Source organism: Subdoligranulum variabile, from assembly GCF_025152575.1.
GTDB lineage: Bacteria > Bacillota > Clostridia > Oscillospirales > Ruminococcaceae > Gemmiger > Gemmiger variabilis.
On sequence record NZ_CP102293.1, the window covers coordinates 988,079 to 1,006,321 of the forward strand.

General features: G+C 63.9%; 12 protein-coding genes. 1 reads left to right on the forward strand and 11 read right to left on the reverse strand.

Going from position 1 to position 18,243, the window contains the following annotated elements; genetic code table 11:
• Positions 1 to 66 precede the first annotated feature (66 nt).
• Positions 67 to 3,162, reverse strand: a complete 3,096-nt coding sequence (locus NQ490_RS04930; RefSeq protein ID WP_007047778.1) for a hypothetical protein — start codon at positions 3,160 to 3,162, stop codon at positions 67 to 69.
• Positions 3,163 to 3,440: 278 nt separating this feature from the next.
• Between NQ490_RS04930 and feoB the strand changes: the two genes are divergently transcribed.
• Positions 3,441 to 5,825: a ferrous iron transport protein B gene (feoB, locus tag NQ490_RS04935; protein ID WP_007047780.1), complete on the forward strand. Its 2,385-nt coding sequence runs from the start codon at positions 3,441 to 3,443 to the stop codon at positions 5,823 to 5,825.
• Between the two features lie 64 nt (positions 5,826 to 5,889).
• Here feoB and NQ490_RS04940 read toward each other — a convergent pair whose 3' ends face one another.
• The 10 genes from NQ490_RS04940 to ftsY form a co-directional block, all read right to left on the reverse strand.
• The gene (locus tag NQ490_RS04940) at positions 5,890 to 7,476 is read right to left on the reverse strand and encodes a glucosyltransferase domain-containing protein (protein ID WP_007047781.1); all 1,587 of its coding nucleotides are present in this window, start codon (positions 7,474 to 7,476) and stop codon (positions 5,890 to 5,892) included.
• Between the two features lie 31 nt (positions 7,477 to 7,507).
• Positions 7,508 to 9,091 (reverse strand): glucosyltransferase domain-containing protein, encoded by a 1,584-nt coding sequence (locus NQ490_RS04945; RefSeq protein ID WP_007047782.1) that lies wholly within the window; start codon positions 9,089 to 9,091, stop codon positions 7,508 to 7,510.
• Positions 9,092 to 9,094: 3 nt separating this feature from the next.
• Positions 9,095 to 10,036, reverse strand: coding sequence for a glycosyltransferase family 2 protein (locus NQ490_RS04950; protein ID WP_007047783.1), 942 nt, complete (start codon positions 10,034 to 10,036; stop codon positions 9,095 to 9,097).
• A gap of 130 nt (positions 10,037 to 10,166) precedes the next feature.
• A complete protein-coding gene (leuS, locus tag NQ490_RS04955) occupies positions 10,167 to 12,710 on the reverse strand; it encodes a leucine--tRNA ligase (protein WP_040917853.1) in 2,544 nt (847 codons plus the stop codon).
• A gap of 30 nt (positions 12,711 to 12,740) precedes the next feature.
• Positions 12,741 to 13,115, reverse strand: a complete 375-nt coding sequence (gene rsfS, locus NQ490_RS04960) for a ribosome silencing factor (RefSeq protein ID WP_007047785.1) — start codon at positions 13,113 to 13,115, stop codon at positions 12,741 to 12,743.
• A 24-nt stretch (positions 13,116 to 13,139) separates the two neighbouring features.
• Complete coding sequence (locus NQ490_RS04965; protein ID WP_007047786.1) at positions 13,140 to 15,050, reverse strand: LCP family protein; 1,911 nt, start codon at positions 15,048 to 15,050, stop codon at positions 13,140 to 13,142.
• Between the two features lie 49 nt (positions 15,051 to 15,099).
• The gene (yqeK, locus tag NQ490_RS04970; protein WP_007047787.1) at positions 15,100 to 16,296 is read right to left on the reverse strand and encodes a bis(5'-nucleosyl)-tetraphosphatase (symmetrical) YqeK; all 1,197 of its coding nucleotides are present in this window, start codon (positions 16,294 to 16,296) and stop codon (positions 15,100 to 15,102) included.
• Positions 16,293 to 16,592, reverse strand: coding sequence for a YhbY family RNA-binding protein (locus NQ490_RS04975; protein WP_007047788.1), 300 nt, complete (start codon positions 16,590 to 16,592; stop codon positions 16,293 to 16,295). The genes yqeK and NQ490_RS04975 overlap by 4 nt, the downstream gene beginning before the upstream one ends.
• 46 nt (positions 16,593 to 16,638) lie before the next feature.
• Entirely contained in the window at positions 16,639 to 17,274 is a 636-nt protein-coding gene (gene rdgB / locus NQ490_RS04980; protein ID WP_007047789.1) for an RdgB/HAM1 family non-canonical purine NTP pyrophosphatase, read from the reverse strand.
• Positions 17,275 to 17,277: 3 nt separating this feature from the next.
• Complete coding sequence (ftsY, locus tag NQ490_RS04985) at positions 17,278 to 18,243, reverse strand: signal recognition particle-docking protein FtsY (protein WP_007047790.1); 966 nt, start codon at positions 18,241 to 18,243, stop codon at positions 17,278 to 17,280.

Here is an 18,243-nt window from a genome sequence, read left to right on the forward strand (position 1 = left end):
CAGCAGGGCCTCCCCGCCGCAAGGCAGGGAGGCCCTGAAAGGATATGGAAAGTTTCTGCGGAGCAATCAGCGCGCCCGGAAGACCTTGCGCAGGACAAAGGCTGCAGCCAGCAGTACCGCGATCACCACGACCACGATGGGGATGACCGGCAAAGAGCCGCCAGACTTGGCTTCCTCCACCGCCGGCTGCTCTGCGGCCGGTTCCTGTACTTCCGGTTCCGCGGACACCGCCGCGGCATCATAGCCGATGATGTACTTGGAAAAATGGGGCGTCACAAAGGTCACCGCAGCCGCCGTCTCGTCATAGCTGGTCTCACAGGCGGTGGTGGCGCCTGCGTCGTCCACATACCAGACCACCACCCCTGCGGCCTCCTGGCCTTCCTGCAGGGTGTGCGGCACCGTCACCCGGGCCTGCCCGGACTGGAAGTCCGAGATCAGCACGTCGTTGCTGCGCAGCGTCAGCTCCACCACCGGGAAATCCCCGGCGGCTGCGGCCTGGGCCGCGTTGAGCTGGGTGGGTTCCAGCTGGGAAACCTCCAGCACCAGCGTATCGCCCGGGGTCTGGTCCGTGATGGCTTTCAGGGCCGCCGCATCAAAATCCACGCTGACCAGACTGCTGCGGACCGTCAGCGTGGCGCCGTCCCCGGCGATCAGTTCCTTCATGGCCGCCATCGGCAGGCTCAGCTCCATGGCCTGGGCCGTCTCGTCGACCTCCAGCTGGATCTCCACCGCCGGGATGGTCTGGCGCTGCTGTGCGCTCTCCACTGCCATCCGGACCACTTCCTGCAGCTTCTCCTCGGGGACGATGACTGCCGCCTTGCCGTCGCTCAGCTCGGTGCTCACCGGCAGGATCACCAGCGCCGGTTCGTCGGTGGGCTGCGGCGTGGCGGTGGATTCCGGTTTTCCCGCGGCAGTCTGGGGCTTTGCCGCAGAAACCGGCACCGCTGTGGGCACCGGCGTGCTGATGACCGGCGGTTCCGTGGGAACCGGGGTCACCGTCGGCGCCGGGGTGGCGGTGGGCGCCGGGGTGGGCGCGGGCGTCGCCGCCGGCGTGTCAGAGGGTTCCGGTGTGGGTTCCGGCTTGGACACGGCCGCACTGCTCACCACATAGGGGCCGCTGCCGGTAACGCGGAAGCCTTCCGCCAGATAGGCACTGGGATCGTTGGCAAACTGCCCGCCCGAGATGACCAGATACTGGTTGGCCTCCGGCCAGTCCTGGGCGGCGTTCTGGCTCCAGGTGTAAGCCAGCACGCCAAAACCGCTGGCGGCTTCAAAGGAGCCGCCCGTGATGTGCATGCGGGGCAGGCCGCCCGGATACCCGCGGTTCACCACCGAGAGGGCCGCGCCGTCCGGGATAAAACCGTCACCGGTCTTGCCGTCGCGCCGGTCGGTGCCGGTGGCCCGCACGGTGCCGCCGGTGATGTCCGCGATCACCCCTTCCCCGGAGCAGAGCTGGATGCCGCTGTCCCCGGTGATCGTGGGATTGCCGGAAATCTGAAGCACACCATCCTGGGGATGATAGATGGCCCCGCCTTCTTCCCCTGTCTGGGTGATCGTACCGCCGGTGATGCGGATGACGGTATCGCCGCAGTTCTGGGACGCCGTCTTGGTGCCGTTGCCGCTGATGGCATAGGCACCGTTCACCGAGAGCACCGCACCGGGATTGACCTGGAGTTCGGCGCCCTCGCCGAAGAGGTAGACGCCGCCGTGCAGCGTGGCCGCATGGACAGTGACTTTACAGGGCACGGCGCTGGCACCGTCCCGGACGGCGGTATTGTTGGCATAGATCGCCACCGCACAGTTCAGACTGGTATCCCGGGATTCCAGGGTACCGCCTTCCAGCACCAGCGACGCAGGGGTTCCGGTGGTGCTGATGGTGGCGTCTCCCACCTTGACCACCCGGTTGGGGGCGACTATTTTGCCGCCGCCCGCGCTGTCTCGGATCGTCAGTTCGGTGCCGCCGGACAGTTCCACCCCGTAGGTGCCCTGGCCGGTGTACTCCACGGCATGGCCGTCCAGATCCAGCACCCCGCGGATGCCGGTCAGCGACAGGGTCTGGGCCAGCTGGACCGTCTCCGTCAGGCGGATGGTCTCCCCCGGCTGTACCGCCAGGAAGGCGTCCGCCAGGCTGGTGAAGCGGAAGCCGGTGGTTTCGTTGACCGCCACGCTCTGTGCCGCCTGGGCCGGCAGGGCCACCCACTGCCCGGAAGACTGGGGACAGAGGATCAGCCCGCTGTCTGCCGGGACCACGATCCGGTCGGCACCACCGGGCGCCGCGGCCGGACGCTCGGAATAGACGGCACACCGGGCATTGGTGAACCGGTTGTCTCCCTGCAGCGTCAGGACCGAGGGATTGGCATACTGCGCGTTGTCAGCGTACATGATGCCGATGTCCGCCCAGGCCGTGCCCTCAAAGGTGCAGTCCCGCACCGTGACCGCCGGGGCATTGGCAAGGCTGATGCCGCACTTGCCCGCCTGGGTCACCTGGAGGTTCTCCACCTCCGCGCCGGTGATGCCGTGCAGATTCAGTGCATGACCCCGGGTGCTTGCGATGCGCACCCCGCTGAGACGGCCGCCGCGGAGCAGTTCCCCGCTCATGTTGGTGATTTTCACCGCACTGATCCCCGCCGCGCCGCTGCTCTGCACCGTCAGGTCGGCCAGCGTCACGCCGTCGGCCTGCACCAGCAGACCGGCCTGCGCCGACACCGTGAACGCCCCGGTGTCGAGGATCGTCGCGTCGGCCCCTTGCCCGCGGATGGTCAGATTGGCCGTCTGCACCCGCAGCTGGTCGTTGCCGGTCACCGTAAAGGTGCCCGCGCCGAGCACCAGGGTGTCGCCGTCATCGGCCGTCTGCAGCGCCGCCAGGAATTCTTCATAGCTGTGAAGAACACCGTCCGACACAGACTCCGCTTCCGTTGCCGCCGCATCGGGTTCCGCCAGAAGTTCCGGCACCGCCGGGATCTCTGTTTCCGCCGGGAGCAGGCCCGGCTCCTCCGCAGCAGGTTCCTGCACCGCGGTCTCCCCCGTGAACACCGTTATCCCGGTCTCAGCCGCAAGGGGTACATCCAGTGTCTCCGCCCCGGCGCCCGGCACGGCGGCGGGCATCATTCCCGCCACCATGGAAAAGGCTACCACAAGCGAAAGGCATTTCTTGTAAATCATGCTTTCCTCCCCATCTTTTCCGGAACGGCGGCCGAAAAACCGTCGTTCAATCGAGCAAAACCGCAGTCATCTTCCAGCTGCCGCGGCCGCACAGTTGTTTCAATGTAACACAACATCCCGAAAAAGTCAAGATTTTTTTGAAGTTGCAGGCACGATTCTGCCGCTGTGCAAACGGTTGTGCCGCTGACATTGACATTGTGTGTTAGTCGTGCTAAACTTTTTTCGTATCCATAAGGTGTTTTGCGGCCTGTCAGACAGGCCAGGAGGTTGGAAAGTCTATGACATTGGCGGAACTGAAAATCGGGCAGGATGCGCTGATTCAGTCGATCGGCGGCACAGGGGAACTGCGCCACCACCTGCTGGATATGGGGCTCACCCCCGGTACCGAAGTAACGCTGCGCAAGGTTGCCCCCATGGGGGACCCCATCGAGGTGGAGCTGCGCGGCTATGAACTGACCCTGCGGCTGGACGATGCCGCAAAAATCACGGTGGAGAACGTCCACGACACCGACCGCGCCGCCCGCAGTGAGAAACGGCATGCGCCGATCCCCCACCCCGGCGTGGGCGAACTGGGCAGCGCGGCCAGCTACCACAACCGCAAGGCGGGCGCTCCCATTCCCAAGGGCGCGCCCCTGACCTTTGCCCTGGCCGGCAACCAGAACTGCGGCAAGACCACCCTATTCAACCAGCTCACCGGATCCAACCAGCACGTGGGCAACTTCCCCGGCGTGACGGTAGACCGCAAGGACGGCGTCATCCGCGGTCACGGCGAGGCCACCGTCACCGACCTGCCGGGCATCTATTCCCTCTCCCCCTATACCAACGAGGAGATCGTCACCCGGGATTTCATCCTGCAGCAGAAACCCGACGGCATCATCAACATCGTGGATGCCTCCAACATCGAGCGCAACCTCTACCTGACGATGCAGCTGATGGAGCTGCAGATCCCCATGGTGCTGGCCCTCAACATGATGGACGAGGTCCGTGCCAACGGCGGCACCATTCTGGTCAACCAGCTGGAAAACGACCTGGGCATCCCGGTGGTGCCCATCTCGGCCGCCAAGAATGAGGGTATCGACGAACTGATCGAACACGCCATCCATGTAGCCCGTCACCGGGAGCTGCCGGGACGCATTGATTTCTGCACCGCCGGGGCGGACGCCAACGATCCCAAAGGCGCCGTACACCGCTGCATCCATGCGGTGGCCCATCTGATCGAGGACCACGCAGCCGCCGCCGGACTGCCGCTGCGGTTTGCCTCCACCAAGCTGGTGGAGGGGGATGGGCCCATCCTGGAGGCGCTGCAGCTGGACCAGAACGAGAAAGAGCTGCTGGACCACACCATCACCGAGCTGGAAAACGAGACCGGCCTGGACCGGGAAGCCGCCCTGGCCGACATGCGGTTCACCTTCATCGAGAAGCTCTGTGCCGAGACGGTGGTCAAACCCGGGGAGAGCCGGGAGCACAAGCGCAGCGTGGCCATCGATGAGGTGCTCACCGGCAAATACACCGCCCTGCCTTGTTTCCTGGGCATCATGGCGCTGGTGTTCTGGCTGACCTTCGGCGTCATCGGCGCCGTGCTGTCCGACTGGATGACGATGGGCATCGACGCTCTCACCGGTCTAGTGGACGGCGCCCTGACGGCCTACGGCATCAACCCGGTGGTACATTCCCTGGTCATCGACGGCATCTTTGCCGGTGTGGGCAGCGTGCTGAGCTTCCTGCCCACCATCGTGACCCTCTTCTTCTTCCTCTCCATCCTGGAGGATACCGGTTACATGGCCCGTGTGGCCTTCGTCATGGACAAGCTGCTGCGCCGCATCGGTCTTTCGGGCCGCAGCTTCGTGCCCATGCTCATCGGCTTCGGCTGTTCGGTGCCCGCCATCATGGCCACTCGCACCCTCTCCAGCGACCGGGACCGCCGCATGACCATCCTGCTGACCCCCTTCATGAGCTGCTCGGCCAAGCTACCCATCTATGCCCTCTTCACGGCGGCGTTCTTTGCCCCCGTGTGGCGGGCCCCGGTCATGATCTTCCTGTATCTGTTCGGCATCCTCTGCGGCGTGCTCTACGCCCTGATCCTCAAGCACACAGCTTTCCACGGCGAGCCTGTCCCCTTCGTCATGGAGCTGCCCAACTACCGGCTGCCCAGCGCCCGCAGCGTGGGCCAGCTGATCTGGGAAAAGGCCCGGGATTTTGTCCAGCGCGCCTTTACCATCATCTTTGTGGCTACCGTCATCATCTGGTTCCTCCAGACCTTTGACGCCCGCCTCAACGTGGCCGAAACCGCCGACAGCAGCCTGCTGGCCCTGATCGGCTCCTGGATCGCTCCGGTCTTTGCGCCGCTGGGCTTCGCGGACTGGCGGGTCTCCACAGCACTCATCACCGGCTTCACCGCCAAGGAGAGCGTGGTTTCCACCCTCACCGTCCTGCTGGGCGGCAATACCGGTGCCCTGCCCGACCTCTTCGGCAGCACCTACATTGCCCTGGTCTTCCTGGTATTTACCCTGCTGTACACCCCCTGTGTGGCGGCCATCGCTGCCGTCCGCCGGGAGATGGGCAGTGCCAAGGCCGCGGTGGGCGTGGTGGTCGCCCAGTGCGTCATCGCCTGGGTGGTGGCCTTCCTGGTCCACTGCGTGGGGCTGCTCTTCGGCCTGGTCTGATCCTTGCTGCATAAGAAAAATCCCGACGGGAAAATTCCCGTCGGGATTTTTGTTTGGATTGGATTTACTGGATTTCCGCTACCTTGACGACGACCACACCGTCGATGGTCTGGATGCAGCCCTCCTCCGGGTAGACCGGCATGGACTGGAAGGCATCGCTGGCGCAGAGGGCCCGGGTCTCTTCATCGGAGCACCAGTTCAGGTTGATGCCCAGTTCCTCCCAGTAGAGGCTGTGCCAGCCCCGGCTGTTGAAGGTCGGGTCAAAGGACAGCAGCCCGAATTGTGCCAGGTCGCTGGCTTTGTCGTTGAGGGGGGAAAGGTCGTCATACATGCCTTTCTGGGGTTCGCCCAGGATGCAGACCTGGGCGCCGGCCTGGTAGTCGGCGTTCTGCTCCAGCTGCAGGCAGATGCGGTTGGCCAGATTGACGATCTTGTTTTTCTGGGCCAGCATGACCATGGAATCGTTGCCGATCTGCACGATATAACCGCGCAGCAGCACCAGCCCGCAGAGGGTCCCCAGCACCAGCGGCCAGTGCAGGTGTCCCTCGGTGCTGTGGGGTGCGTGTTCCAGCAATGCCATCACAAAAGGCACCACCAGCACCAGGGCGCCGGCCATCCGCAGTTCGATGTGGGTGCTGGCGTTGAGGATGTCGGTGACGTTGACGGCCGCCGGCAGCAGGACCACCAGCAAAATCGTGAGCACCGTGGCGCGGCGGTCATGGATGACGACGAGCCACCGCACCAGCACCACCAGCAGCACCGCAGCCAGCGCCAGATAGGCCAGCCGCTGGCCGTAATAATTCTGGGCGATGGTATAGTTCTGGGCGAAATAGACGGCGAAATCCCGGTAGGCGTTCACCAGGCCCTGGGGCACGCCCTTGAGGATTTCCTTGGGGCCGTTGGCAAAGGAGCCGAACAGGCTGGTGTCATAGAGTTTCAGAAAGACCTTGAGGACGGCATAGTAGGCGGCACAGCCGGCCAGTCCCATCACTACCATCCGCACAAGGCTGTGCAGCAGGTCCTTCATGGCCCGGGGAGCACGCAGCACCCCCAGAAGCAGCATCATCAGGCAGAGGGCCGCGGCCACGCCGAGACTTGCCTGATACATACTCAGGGAGAACATCAGGCAGACCGCCCCGGCGGCCCAGCCCCAGCGGGGCGGGGCGTACACGGCGGCATAGACCGCCGCCACCGCCAGGAAAAAGGACAGTCCATAGGCCGCGCTGCAGTAGTGGAAGGTTTCCACCTCCGCCACATAGGGCGCGCAGGCCACCAGCATGGGCAGCAGGAACCGGGCCGCGCGGCTGCGCAGGGCAAAAAGCCGCACCAGCAGCAGCCCGGCCAGCACATAGAACAGCAGCATCAGCAGGGCGGCCAGCGGCGGCAGATTGATACCGCCCCGCAGCCAGTCCATCAGCCGCAGGCCCCACCGGCCCTGCTCGGTCTCCCAGTAGGGGTTGAAGGTCCATTCATCGGCCACATACAGGCTGCCCACATGGAGCGAATCCATGTTGCGCAGCATATAGGCATACACGGGATAGTGCACCGCGGCCGCCGTCAGCATAGCGGCCACAAAAGGCCAGCGATCGGCCCGGCACACCTCATACATACGATGGGCTGCGCGGCGCAGCGTTGTTTCCATTGCGAACATCGTTGGGTTGTTCCTCCTCCGGCGCAGAACTTCACGCCGATACTTTGACCACCAGCACGCCGTCCAGCACCGCGATGGACCCTTGCTGGGGATACATCGGCATGGCGGCATAGGCGTCGGTTTCCCGCAGGGCTTCGGCCTGCTCATAGCTGCACCAGTTCATCGACAGTCCCAGTTCGTCCCGGAACAGCCGGTCCCAGGTGTCCATATTGTCCTGGGTGCCCAGCCAGAAAACGCCCCACTGAACATAGAGGTTGGCTTTTTCCCGGTAGGTCGGGCAGGGGTCCTGGTACAGACCATCGCTGGGACGACCCAGCACCGCCACCGGCATGCCGCTCTGGCAGGCTTCGTTGGCCAGCAGATCTCCGGCGATCTGTCCGGCCACCGTGACTGCCTGCTGCTTGTCGCTCTGGAGCACCCGCATGTCATTGGTGCTCTGCAGGGCATACCCGCGCACCAGGAAGACCGCAGCCGCCAGCACGACGGCAGCCGTCAGGTCAGCGCCCTTGATCTTGCAGGCGGGCAGCGTTGCCGCCAGAGCCGCCGCAAAAAGCGGCACCAGCGCCATGGCCGCCGCCATCCGCAGCAGGATCTGGGTGTTGGGGTTGATGATGTCGGTCACATTGGCGGCCGCCGGCACCAGCAGCACCATGAGGACGGCCAGCCCGCAGGCCGCCCGATGGGTGCGGGCACGCCAGAGCAACCGCAAGCCCGCCGCACCGGCCAGCAGCAGCAACAGCGCCGTGGCCGGACGGGTGGCGTAGTAATTCTGGGTGATGGAACGGCCGGTAAAATACTCCATAAAATCCCGGTAGGCACATACAATGCCCCGGGGCAGCTGCAGCAGGGTCTGTACCCCCACCTGGTTGATGCCGTTGATGTCGGCCAGCGTGACGCCGTAGACGGCCAGCAGCACTTTGAGCACCACCAGGTAGACGACCATCCCCGCCGCCCCCATAAGCAGCATCCGGACCAGTTCGGCCAGCGTCGGCCGCAGGGCTTCGGGTTCCAGCAGCAGCCGGAAGATCAGGACAAACAGGCAGAGCACCGCCGCTACGCCCAGGCCGGTCTGGTAGAGCGCCACCGAGAAGGTCAGGCAGAGGGCACCGCCCGCCACGCCAATGCGGGGAGACAGGCGGTCCACACACCAGACGGCCAGCACCGCCAGCAGCACCGAAGCCGCGTAGGCAGCGCTGCAGAAGCGGTAGCTCAGAAGATTCTGCACAAACTGGCTGCAGACCAGCAGCAGGACCGTGACCGTGCGCAGCAGCGGACGGCGAAGGCGCAGCAGATCGCAGACGAGCAGCGCCGCCAGCGCCAGAAACAGGCAGCTGGCCAGTACGGTGGCAAAGGGCGGGTGCATGCCGTTGGTCAGGGCGTCAAACAGGCGCAGCGCCCAGCGCCCCTGCTGGGTCTCCCAGTAGGGAATGCGCTCCCAGAGGTCGGCCTGGTAGGGTTCCGGCGTGCAGAGGGAATCGAGATTTTCCAGGCCTCCGGTGTAAACCGGGTAGTAGAGAACAGCCGAAGCCAGCAGTACCACGGCCAGCACCCAGCGGTTGACGTACAGCCAGGCCAGCGGCCCGCGGGAAACGGATTTTTTGATCGCTTCCGGCATGGGTCAGCGTCCTTCCTCGGTTTCCGCCACGATGTAGATGGGACGGTGCTTGACTTCCAGATAGGTTTTGGCCAGGTATTCACCCACGATGCCGATGCAGAACAGCTGCACACCGCTGCACAGCAGCATGATGCAGACGAGGCTGGGCCAGCCCGAGGTGGGATCGCCAAAGGCCAGGGCGCGGATCACCACAAAGAGGATGCCGATAAAGGCCAGGATGCAGAACAGCACGCCGGCCCCCGCTGCCACCAGCAGCGGGGTGGTGGAGAAGCCCACGATGCCCTCGATGGAGTATTTGAACAGCCCCCAGAAGTTCCACTTGGTGGTGCCGGCCACCCGCTCAATGTTCTCGTAGTCGAACCACTTGGTCTTGAAGCCCACCCAGCTGAAGATACCCTTGCTGAACCGGTTGTACTCCGCCATGCTGAGCACGGCGTTGACCATCTTGCGGCTCATGAGCCGGAAATCCCGGGCGCCGTCCACGATCTCAGTGTCGGACATCTTGTTGATGATCTGGTAGAATTTTTTGGCAAACCAGCTGCGCAGCGGCGGTTCCCCCTTGCGGGTGGTGCGGCGGGTGGCGGCGCAGTCATACTCCCCGCCCAGCAGGGTATCCAGCATGGCGGGCAGCAGGGCAGGCGGGTCCTGCAGATCGGCATCCATGGTGGCTACATAATCCCCTTTGGCCGCCTGCAGGCCTGCGTAGATGCCGGCCTCCTTGCCGAAATTGCGGCTGAAAGAGACATACCGCACCCGGGGATCCTGCGCGTGAAGTTCCCGGGCGACACGCAGGGTGCCGTCCCGGGAACCGTCGTCGATAAAGATAAACTCAAACTCCGCGCCATGGCTGGTTTTCATTTCGGCCGCCACACGGCTGGCCTCCTTGTAAAAAAGAGGCATGGATTCCTCTTCGTTATAACACGGAACGATCAGACTGATCAGCATGGTTTCGACCTGCTTTCCTGCCCTGTAACGGCAAAGTTATATGGTTTTATTATACCTTTTTTGGGGGATATTGTAAATAGACAGAAAAAGGGTGCCGTCCCCGCAGGGACGGCACCCGGAATGTTATAAATCAGCCTTTGACGGCAATGTTGACCAGCTTGCCCTTGACGTAGATCTCCTTGGCGATGGTCTTGCCGGCGATGGCTTCCGCCACGGCAGGCTCGGCCTTGGCCTGAGCGATGGCGTCGGCACTCTCGATGGCGGCGGGCACCTGGATGCGGGCCTTGACCTTGCCGTTGACCTGCACGGCGATCTCGATGGTCTGCTCCACGCACTTGGCCTCATCGTAGGTGGGCCAGGGATGGTAGGCCAGCTGCTCGGTGTGGCCCATCTGCTGCCACAGTTCCTCGGTCATGTGGGGCGCGAAGGGATTGAGCAGCTGCAGCAGCACCTCGTACTCGGCGCGGTTGGCGCCGCCGTGGTCGCTGAGAGAGTTGACGTAGATCATCAGCTGGGCGATGGCGGTGTTGGCCTTGAGGGCATCGATGTCCTCGCCCACCTTCTTGATGGTGCGGTTGGCCACAGCCTCCAGCTCGGGACGGATGGTATCACCCTCCAGCAGCTTCTCGCTCATGCCCCAGATCTTGTCCAGGAAGCGCTTGCAGCCCTTGATGGAGGAGGTGTTCCAGGGCGCGGCCTTCTCGAAGTCGCCGATGAACATCTCGTACAGACGCAGGGTATCGGCGCCGTATTCGTTGACCACGTCGTCGGGGTTGACCACGTTGCCCAGGCTCTTGGACATCTTGACGATGGGATGCTCGGCCATCTCGCCGAACTTCTCCACCAGGGCTTCCCGGGCGGCTTTCTCGCTGCCGTACTCCGCCACCAGACGCTTGCGCTCGGCGTCGGTCTGGTTCTCGAAGGCATGGGGGTTGAGGCCCAGGATCATGCCGTGGCTGGTGCGCTTGTGGTAGGGTTCCTTGGTGGGCACCACGCCGATGTCATAGAGGAATTTGTGCCAGAACCGGCTGTAGAGCAGATGCAGCGTGGTGTGCTCCATACCGCCGTTGTACCAGTCCACGGGGCTCCAGTATTCCAGGGCCTCCTTGCTGGCGATGGCATCCTTGTTGTGGGGATCGCAGTAGCGCAGGAAGTACCAGCTGGAACCGGCCCACTGGGGCATGGTATCGGTCTCCCGCTTGGCGGGGCCGCCGCAGTGGGGGCAGGTGGTGTTCACCCACTCGGTGTGGCGGGCCAGGGGGCTCTCGCCGTTCTCGCCCGGCTCAAAGTCCTTGATCTCGGGCAGGCGCAGGGGCAGCTCGCTCTCGGGCAGGGGCTGCCAGCCGCACTTCTCGCAGTAGACCATGGGGATGGGCTCGCCCCAGTACCGCTGACGGCTGAAGACCCAGTCGCGCAGCTTGAAGTTGACCTTCTTGCAGCCCTTGCCGTTCTCCTCCAGCCATGCGTACATCTTGGCCTTGGCATCCTCCACGGACAGACCGTCCAGGAAGCCGGAGTTCACCAGCGTACCGGTGGCCACATCGGTGAAGGCCTCCTGGTCCAGGTGGCTCTCGGTGGGGCCTTTGACCACCTCGATGATGGGCAGGCCGAACTTCTTGGCGAACTCCCAGTCGCGGGTATCGTGGGCGGGCACCGCCATGATGGCGCCGGTGCCGTAGGTGGCCAGCACGTAATCCGAAATGAAGATGGGCACCTGCTTTCCGTTCACCGGGTTGATGGCCTCCACACCCTCGATCTTCACACCGGTCTTTTCCTTGTTCAGCTCGGTGCGCTCGAAGTCGGACTTGCGGGCAGCTTCCTCCTGGTAGGCGGCCACGGCCTCGGTGTTCTTGATGAGGCCGGCGTCCACCCACTTCTTGATGTAGGCATGCTCGGGGCTGACCACCATGTAGGTGCAGCCGAACAGCGTGTCGGCACGGGTGGTGTAGACCGTCAGCGTATCGCCGGCGGTGGTGTCGAAGTTGATCTCGGCGCCGTGGCTGCGGCCGATCCAGTTGCGCTGCTGGGTCTTGACGCGCTCGATGTAGTCCACGTCGTCCAGGTCATCGATCAGACGGTCGGCGTAGGCCGTGATCTTGAGCATCCACTGGCTCTTGACCTTCTGGACCACCGGGCTGCCGCAGCGTTCGCACACACCGTTGACGACTTCCTCGTTGGCCAGCACGACCTTGCAGCCGGTGCAGTAGTTGACCGTGGTCTCCTTCTTGTAGGCAAGGCCCTTCTTGTAGAGCTGCAGGAAGATCCACTGGGTCCACTTGTAGTATTCGGGGTCGGTGGTATTGATCTCGCGGTCCCAGTCAAAGGACAGGCCCAGGGCCTGCAGCTGACTCTTGAACCGGGCCACATTCTTCGCCGTGACGATCTCAGGGTTGATGTGGTTCTTCAGGGCATAGTTCTCGGTGGGCAGGCCGAAGGCGTCCCAGCCCATGGGATACAGCACGTTGTAGCCGCACTGCCGCTTTTTGCGGGCCACGATGTCCAGCGCGGTGTAGCTGCGCGGATGACCCACGTGCAGGCCGGCCGCCGAAGGATACGGGAATTCCACCAGCGCGTAGAACTTGGGCTTGGAGTGGTCGATCTCGGCATGGAAGGTATCCTCGTCCTGCCAGACTTTCTGCCACTTGGCCTCAACGGTCTTGAAATCGTACTTCACAATAACTTCTCTCCCCACTCGAAGTTCCGCTTACTCGGCGGACTCGGTTTTTTCTTCCAGCCATTCACTGGCAGGCACAGGCGTCGCATCGGCCCAGAGATGCTCCAGGTCGTAATAATCATGCGCCTCCTGCGTAAAGACATGCACGATGACGCTGCCGTAATCCAGCAGCACCCAGCGTTTGCCGTCGTGACCCTCGGTACGCAGGACGTTGACGCCCTGGCGGCCCAGCTGGAACTCCGCCTCATCGGCCAGGGCCCCCACATGGGTGGTGGAGGTACCGGTGGCGATGACGAAGTATTCGGTCACGGTGGTCAGATCCTCCACGGCCAGAATGTGGACGTTGAGGGCTTTCTTGGCGTCCAGCGCGCGGGCCAGACGGATGGCAAGTTCTCTGCTTTCCATATCGGGTTAAACTCCTCTTGTAAATCAGGCGGCGGAATCGCCGGAACTGTCCTCGGAACTGCTGTCCGAAGAACTGCTGGTATCGGTGCTTTCGCTCTCGGTCACGTCGACGACCTGGCTGGAGCCGTCGAGGTTGTTGTTGTGCTGGGCGTCGTCGGCTTCGGTCATCAGCTCGCCCATGACCTGGATGTTGGAATCCGTGACCGACAGGCCGCTGATGTCAAAGCCCAGCTGGGACGCACTGTCGCAGAGGTTGAGCTGGCTGGCGTCCACCGGGCCGGTATTCTCGCGGAAATACTGGTTGAGCAGGTCGGCATCCTCCTGGCGGGCGGGATACACCACCGACTCGCCGTTGTACTGCTGGCCCATCTTGACGGGCAGCTGACAGATCATGATCTTGCTGCTCTCCACATTGAGCAGACTGACCGCGAAGCTGACCAGCTGGGAAGCGCTGAGGTCGGTCTCCATATAGTTGAGGACCGCCGGGGTCAGCTTAGCCACGTCCCAGATGTTGCCGATGCTCTTCAGCTTGCGGAAGAGCGCCGCGTAGAACTGGCGCTGCATGTTCAGACGGCCGATGTCGCCGTCGGGGTAAATCTTACGGGTGCGCAGCAGGAATTCACAGGCATCGCCGCGCAGCGTCTGATAGCCGGCATCGAGGTGGCTTCCGCCGTAGTCCATTTCCTGCGGGACATAGAGCTCCACGCCGCCGAAGAGATCCACCAGTTCCACCAGCATCTCCAGACGGATGGTCATATAGCCGTCGATGGGCACCTTGAGCTGGTCGGCCACCAGTTCGCAGAGGGCAGCCATATTGTTGTTGTTGTCAGACCCCTGGGTCTTGGCCACGCTGTTGATACGGTAGTTGCCGGAAACGCTGCGGTCGGTGGTGACGATCATGTCGCGGGGGATCTGCAGCATCTTCAGTTCGCCCGTTTCGTTGTTGAAATGGACGTAGAGGATCATATCGGTCATACCGTCGTTGACGTCGGTATCGTTGGTGGAGCCGGCAGCCAGGTTGCCGGTGCTGGAACGGTCCACGCCGGTGACCAGGATGTTCAGTTCCTTGCCCTGGAATTCCTTGGGGGTGTTGATCAGCTGGCTGATCTTGATGGCGCCGCCCTCGGGGGCGATGGCCGCCATGATGAACATGTACGCACCGCCGAAGATCAGCAGAATGATGCACAGGGTGGCCAACAGGATCTTCCACCACAGGCCCTTCTTCTTTTTCTTCTTGCCTTTGCCCTTGCCGCCGTCATCGCCTTTTTTGCCGCCCTTCTTGCCGCGGGGGGCATCGCCGTCCCGGGGCGGTTTGCGGCCGCCGCTGCCGCCGCCGCTTTTGGCGGAACGGTAGGTGGATTTCTCGGCACCGGATTCAGCGGAGGCACGGCGCTTGGGCGCAGCGTCCTCCATCTGGATGCCGCCCGAAGCGGGGGCGGCGTCGCTGTCGTAGTCATAGGCAGGCTTGCTGCCGCGGGTCTGGTTCACGTCCAGGCGTTGGACCTGGGTGCGGGGCCGGGCGGTCTGGGTGCCGCCCTGGGCGGGCTGACGCACCGTGCGGCGCTGGGCCGGGAAGCTCACCGTATTGCCGTACTTGCGCTCGGCAGCGGCACGGTAGGCCATGGCCTGCTTCTGGGCATGGGTCAGTTGCCGCGGCGCCTCGGGCTCCTGCACCGGCGGCGGGGTCTGGGCTTCCACCGGCTGCTGCACCGGCTCCTGCTGGACCGGCTGCTGGTGGATATGGCGCCCCTGCGCGGTGCGCACGGGCTGCTGCACCACACGGCGGCGGGCATTCTGGTTGGCCAGCTGCTGGGCACGGCGGCGTGCGGCTTCGTACTGATCCTGGTCCGGCATGCCGGAACCGGCCGGACGGGACGAGGCAGCATACTGGCTGCCCGATGCCCCGCCGGTATGGAGCTTGCGCGGTTCGCTCATGGACGTTTCCTCCCTGTTCAACGCATTTCACAGTCTGCGGCGCAGGGGTTCAGCACCCCAGCTGCGCCTTTTGATACTCGTATGCGGCCACGCTTTCGGGATCCAGCGCGCCGCCCTTCTCTTTTACAAAATCAATGCTCTGCTTCAGCGCCACAAGCAGCGCTTTGTCCAGATCCTCCATCTCCAGCCGGCGCAGTTCTTCCACGCCCGGCCAGTCGCGTTCGTCGCTGGTCATATCGGCCAGGTACAGGATCTTATCCAGCAGGCTCATGCCCGGCTTGCCGGTGGTGTGGCAGCGGATGGCCGACAGGATCTCCGGGTCGGTCACCCCCCACCTGGTTTCGGCCAGAATGGCGGCGGCAATGCCGTGCCAGATGGCCGCAGGACGCGCCGGGGCATTTTCTGCTATTATAGCATTATCGGCAAAAATCTGCAACAGGGCTTCCCGGGGCATCTCCTTGGCGCTGTCGTGCAAAAGAGCCGCCAAGGCAGCCTTTTCAGGGTTTTCGCCCCATCGCTCGGCCAGCTGCACTGCCATTTTTTTTACATTTTTCGTGTGGGTCCAGCGCTTGTGGCTCAGCCGCGGCTTGACCAGCTCCTTCGCTTCTTCACAGGTCATGGTATAGTTCCTCCCTTGGCTTCGGGGCCTGCCTTCCCGGTAGAGCCCGTTGGATTCGATCACCTGCAGCACCGCGGCGGGCAGATAACGTCCCCAGTCGGCGCGGGGGATCTTCCCCGTGCGCAGATCGCTGGAGGCACAGGGATAACTTTCCGCCCGGGCAAACAGCACCCGGCCCCCGTACTGTTCCAGCGTCCGGGCGGCCGCCGTGAGCGCCCCGTCGTCGCCGGGGCGGCGGCTTTCCACCACCAGGGTAGCCATATCCAGAATGTCCTGCCAGCGGCACCACTGCTGAAAGGTCAGCAGCATATCGCTGCCCACGCTCAGGTACAGCGCGGCGTCAGGGAACCGCGCGCGCAGCATCTCCAGCGTGTGCACCGTATAACTGCGGCCGCCCTGGCGGATCTCCCAGTCGCTGACCTCCACCGCGGGGGACAGCGCCGTGAAGCACCGGCACATGGCCAGACGCACCGCGCCCGGCGTAGCGCTGGCGGCCTTATGGGGCGGGATGCCCGCCGGCATGACGATGGCCCGGTCCGGCTGCACCAGCTCCAGGGCGGCCCGCAGATTGTTCATATGGCCGTTGTGGGGCGGGTCAAAGGTACCGCCGTAAAGCAGCACCTTCATTTTGCCAGCAGGGCGGTGTAGGCGCTCTCCTTGGGTTTCTGCTTGAAGAGCACGAACTTGCGGCCGATGACCTGCACGCAGTCGGCGGAAAGGGCTTCGGCCAGGATGTTCGCGGCTTCCCTGGCGGAATACTCGCTGTTTTCCAGCACCTTCACCTTGATGAGCTCCCGGGCGGCCAGGCAGTCGCCCACGCCCTGGATGAGGGTCTCGTCGATCTCTCCCTTGCCGATCTGGAACACGGGGTCAAGGGTATTGGCGGCGCCGCGCAGGGCGGCACGCTGTTTGCTGTTGAGCATATCGTTTCTCCTTATGGTTATGGTATGCGGCGGGGGGGGAGGCGGGTCACGCCTGCTCCAGAAAAGCCGGCAGCTGCGCGTCCAGTTTTTCCATGGCGCGGCCCCGGTGGCTGATGGCATCTTTTTCGCCGTCGGCCAGTTCGGCGTAGCTGCGGCGGGCGGTGTTTTCGATGGTGGTGCCGTCGGGCAGGCCCACCCGGTCGGGGATGAACAGCGGGTCGTAGCCGAAGCCGTTGGTACCGGTCTCGGTGAAGGCCACGCTGCCGGGACATTCCCCTTCCACCAGCAGTTCCCGGCCGTCGGGCAGCAGGAAGCAGACCGCCGACACAAACCGGGCGGTGCGCTGTTCTGCCGGGACATCGGCCATCTCCCGCAGGAGTTTGGCGTTGTTGGCGGCATCGTCGCCGTGGTGCCCGGCATAGCGGGCACTGTAGACGCCGGGAGCGCCGTGCAGCGCGTCGACGCAGAGGCCGGAATCATCGGCCACGGTGGGCAGGCCGCTGGCCTTGCAGAAGGCTTCGGCCTTGATGCGGGCATTCTCCGCAAAGGTGGTACCGGTCTCCTCGGGATCCAGGGCAATGCCCAGTTCCCGCAGGCTCTTCACCTCGTGGCCCATCCGTTCCAGGATGCGCCGCAGTTCCTTCAGTTTGCCGGCATTGTTGCTGGCAGCACAGATCAGCATGGGTCAGTCCTCCTTATGGGCGGGCACTTCGGGCAGCAGGGATTCCACAAAGGTCTGGGCGTCAAAGGGCATGAGATCATCGATCTTCTCGCCCACGCCCACAAACCGGATGGGCAGGCCCAGGTTCTCCCAGACGCTGACGGCACAGCCGCCCTTGGGGGTGCCGTCCAGCTTGGTGAGCACCACGCCGGTGGCGCCGGCAGCCCGGCAGAATTCCTCGGCCTGGCTGATGGCGTTCTGGCCGGTGATGGCATCCAGCACCAGCAGCACTTCGAGGCTTGCCTCGGGGCTGGCCTTCTTGACGCTGCGGGAGATCTTGCCCAGCTCGTCCATCAGGCCCTTTTTGTTGTGCAGACGGCCCGCCGTGTCGGCAATGACCATATCGTAGCCTTTGGCAGTGGCGCTCTTCACCGCGTCGAAGATGACGGCGGCGGGGTCGGCCCCCTGCCCGGCCTGGACCAGCGGCACACCGGCCCGGTCGGCCCAGAGTTCCAGCTGTTCGCTGGCGGCGGCCCGGAAGGTATCGCCGGCAGCCAGCATGACCCGGCGGCCCTCCTCCTTATAGAGATGGGCCAGCTTGGCGATGGTGGTGGTCTTGCCCACGCCGTTCACCCCGATGACGAGGATCACCGCCGGGTGACCGTCCAGTTCCAGGGGATAGCGGGGGGTCAGTTCCTGGCAGATGATGCCCCGCAGGGCGTCCAGGGCTTCCTCTCCGGTCTTGAGGTGGTTCTTTTCCACCTCGTCCCGCAGCTCGTCCACCAGCCGGACGGCGCAGGCGGGGCCCACGTCGGCCAGGATCAGCTGTTCCTCCAGATCGTTGTACAGGTCGTCGTCGATCTGGCAGTTGGTCAGGGTGTTGAGGATGTTCTGGAAGAAGCCGGTGCGGGTCTTTTCCAGACCGCGCTGCATCTTCTGCTGTTCTTCAAACTCTTTTTCCGAGATGTTGCGTTTTTTAAAGAAAAACAT

Excerpts from the sequence above, each read along its gene's own strand:
- NQ490_RS04930 (WP_007047778.1), bottom strand. The coding sequence starts at position 3,162 with ATGATTTACAAGAAATGCCTTTCGCTTGTGGTAGCCTTTTCCATGGTG.
- feoB (WP_007047780.1), top strand. The coding sequence starts at position 3,441 with ATGACATTGGCGGAACTGAAAATCGGGCAGGATGCGCTGATTCAGTCG.
- NQ490_RS04945 (WP_007047782.1), bottom strand. The coding sequence starts at position 9,091 with ATGCCGGAAGCGATCAAAAAATCCGTTTCCCGCGGGCCGCTGGCCTGG.
- NQ490_RS04940 (WP_007047781.1), bottom strand. The coding sequence starts at position 7,476 with ATGTTCGCAATGGAAACAACGCTGCGCCGCGCAGCCCATCGTATGTAT.
- NQ490_RS04965 (WP_007047786.1), bottom strand. The coding sequence starts at position 15,050 with ATGAGCGAACCGCGCAAGCTCCATACCGGCGGGGCATCGGGCAGCCAG.
- rdgB (WP_007047789.1), bottom strand. The coding sequence starts at position 17,274 with ATGCTGATCTGTGCTGCCAGCAACAATGCCGGCAAACTGAAGGAACTG.
- rsfS (WP_007047785.1), bottom strand. The coding sequence starts at position 13,115 with ATGGAAAGCAGAGAACTTGCCATCCGTCTGGCCCGCGCGCTGGACGCC.
- NQ490_RS04975 (WP_007047788.1), bottom strand. The coding sequence starts at position 16,592 with ATGCTCAACAGCAAACAGCGTGCCGCCCTGCGCGGCGCCGCCAATACC.
- ftsY (WP_007047790.1), bottom strand. The coding sequence starts at position 18,243 with ATGTTTTTCTTTAAAAAACGCAACATCTCGGAAAAAGAGTTTGAAGAA.
- yqeK (WP_007047787.1), bottom strand. The coding sequence starts at position 16,296 with ATGAAGGTGCTGCTTTACGGCGGTACCTTTGACCCGCCCCACAACGGC.
- NQ490_RS04950 (WP_007047783.1), bottom strand. The coding sequence starts at position 10,036 with ATGCTGATCAGTCTGATCGTTCCGTGTTATAACGAAGAGGAATCCATG.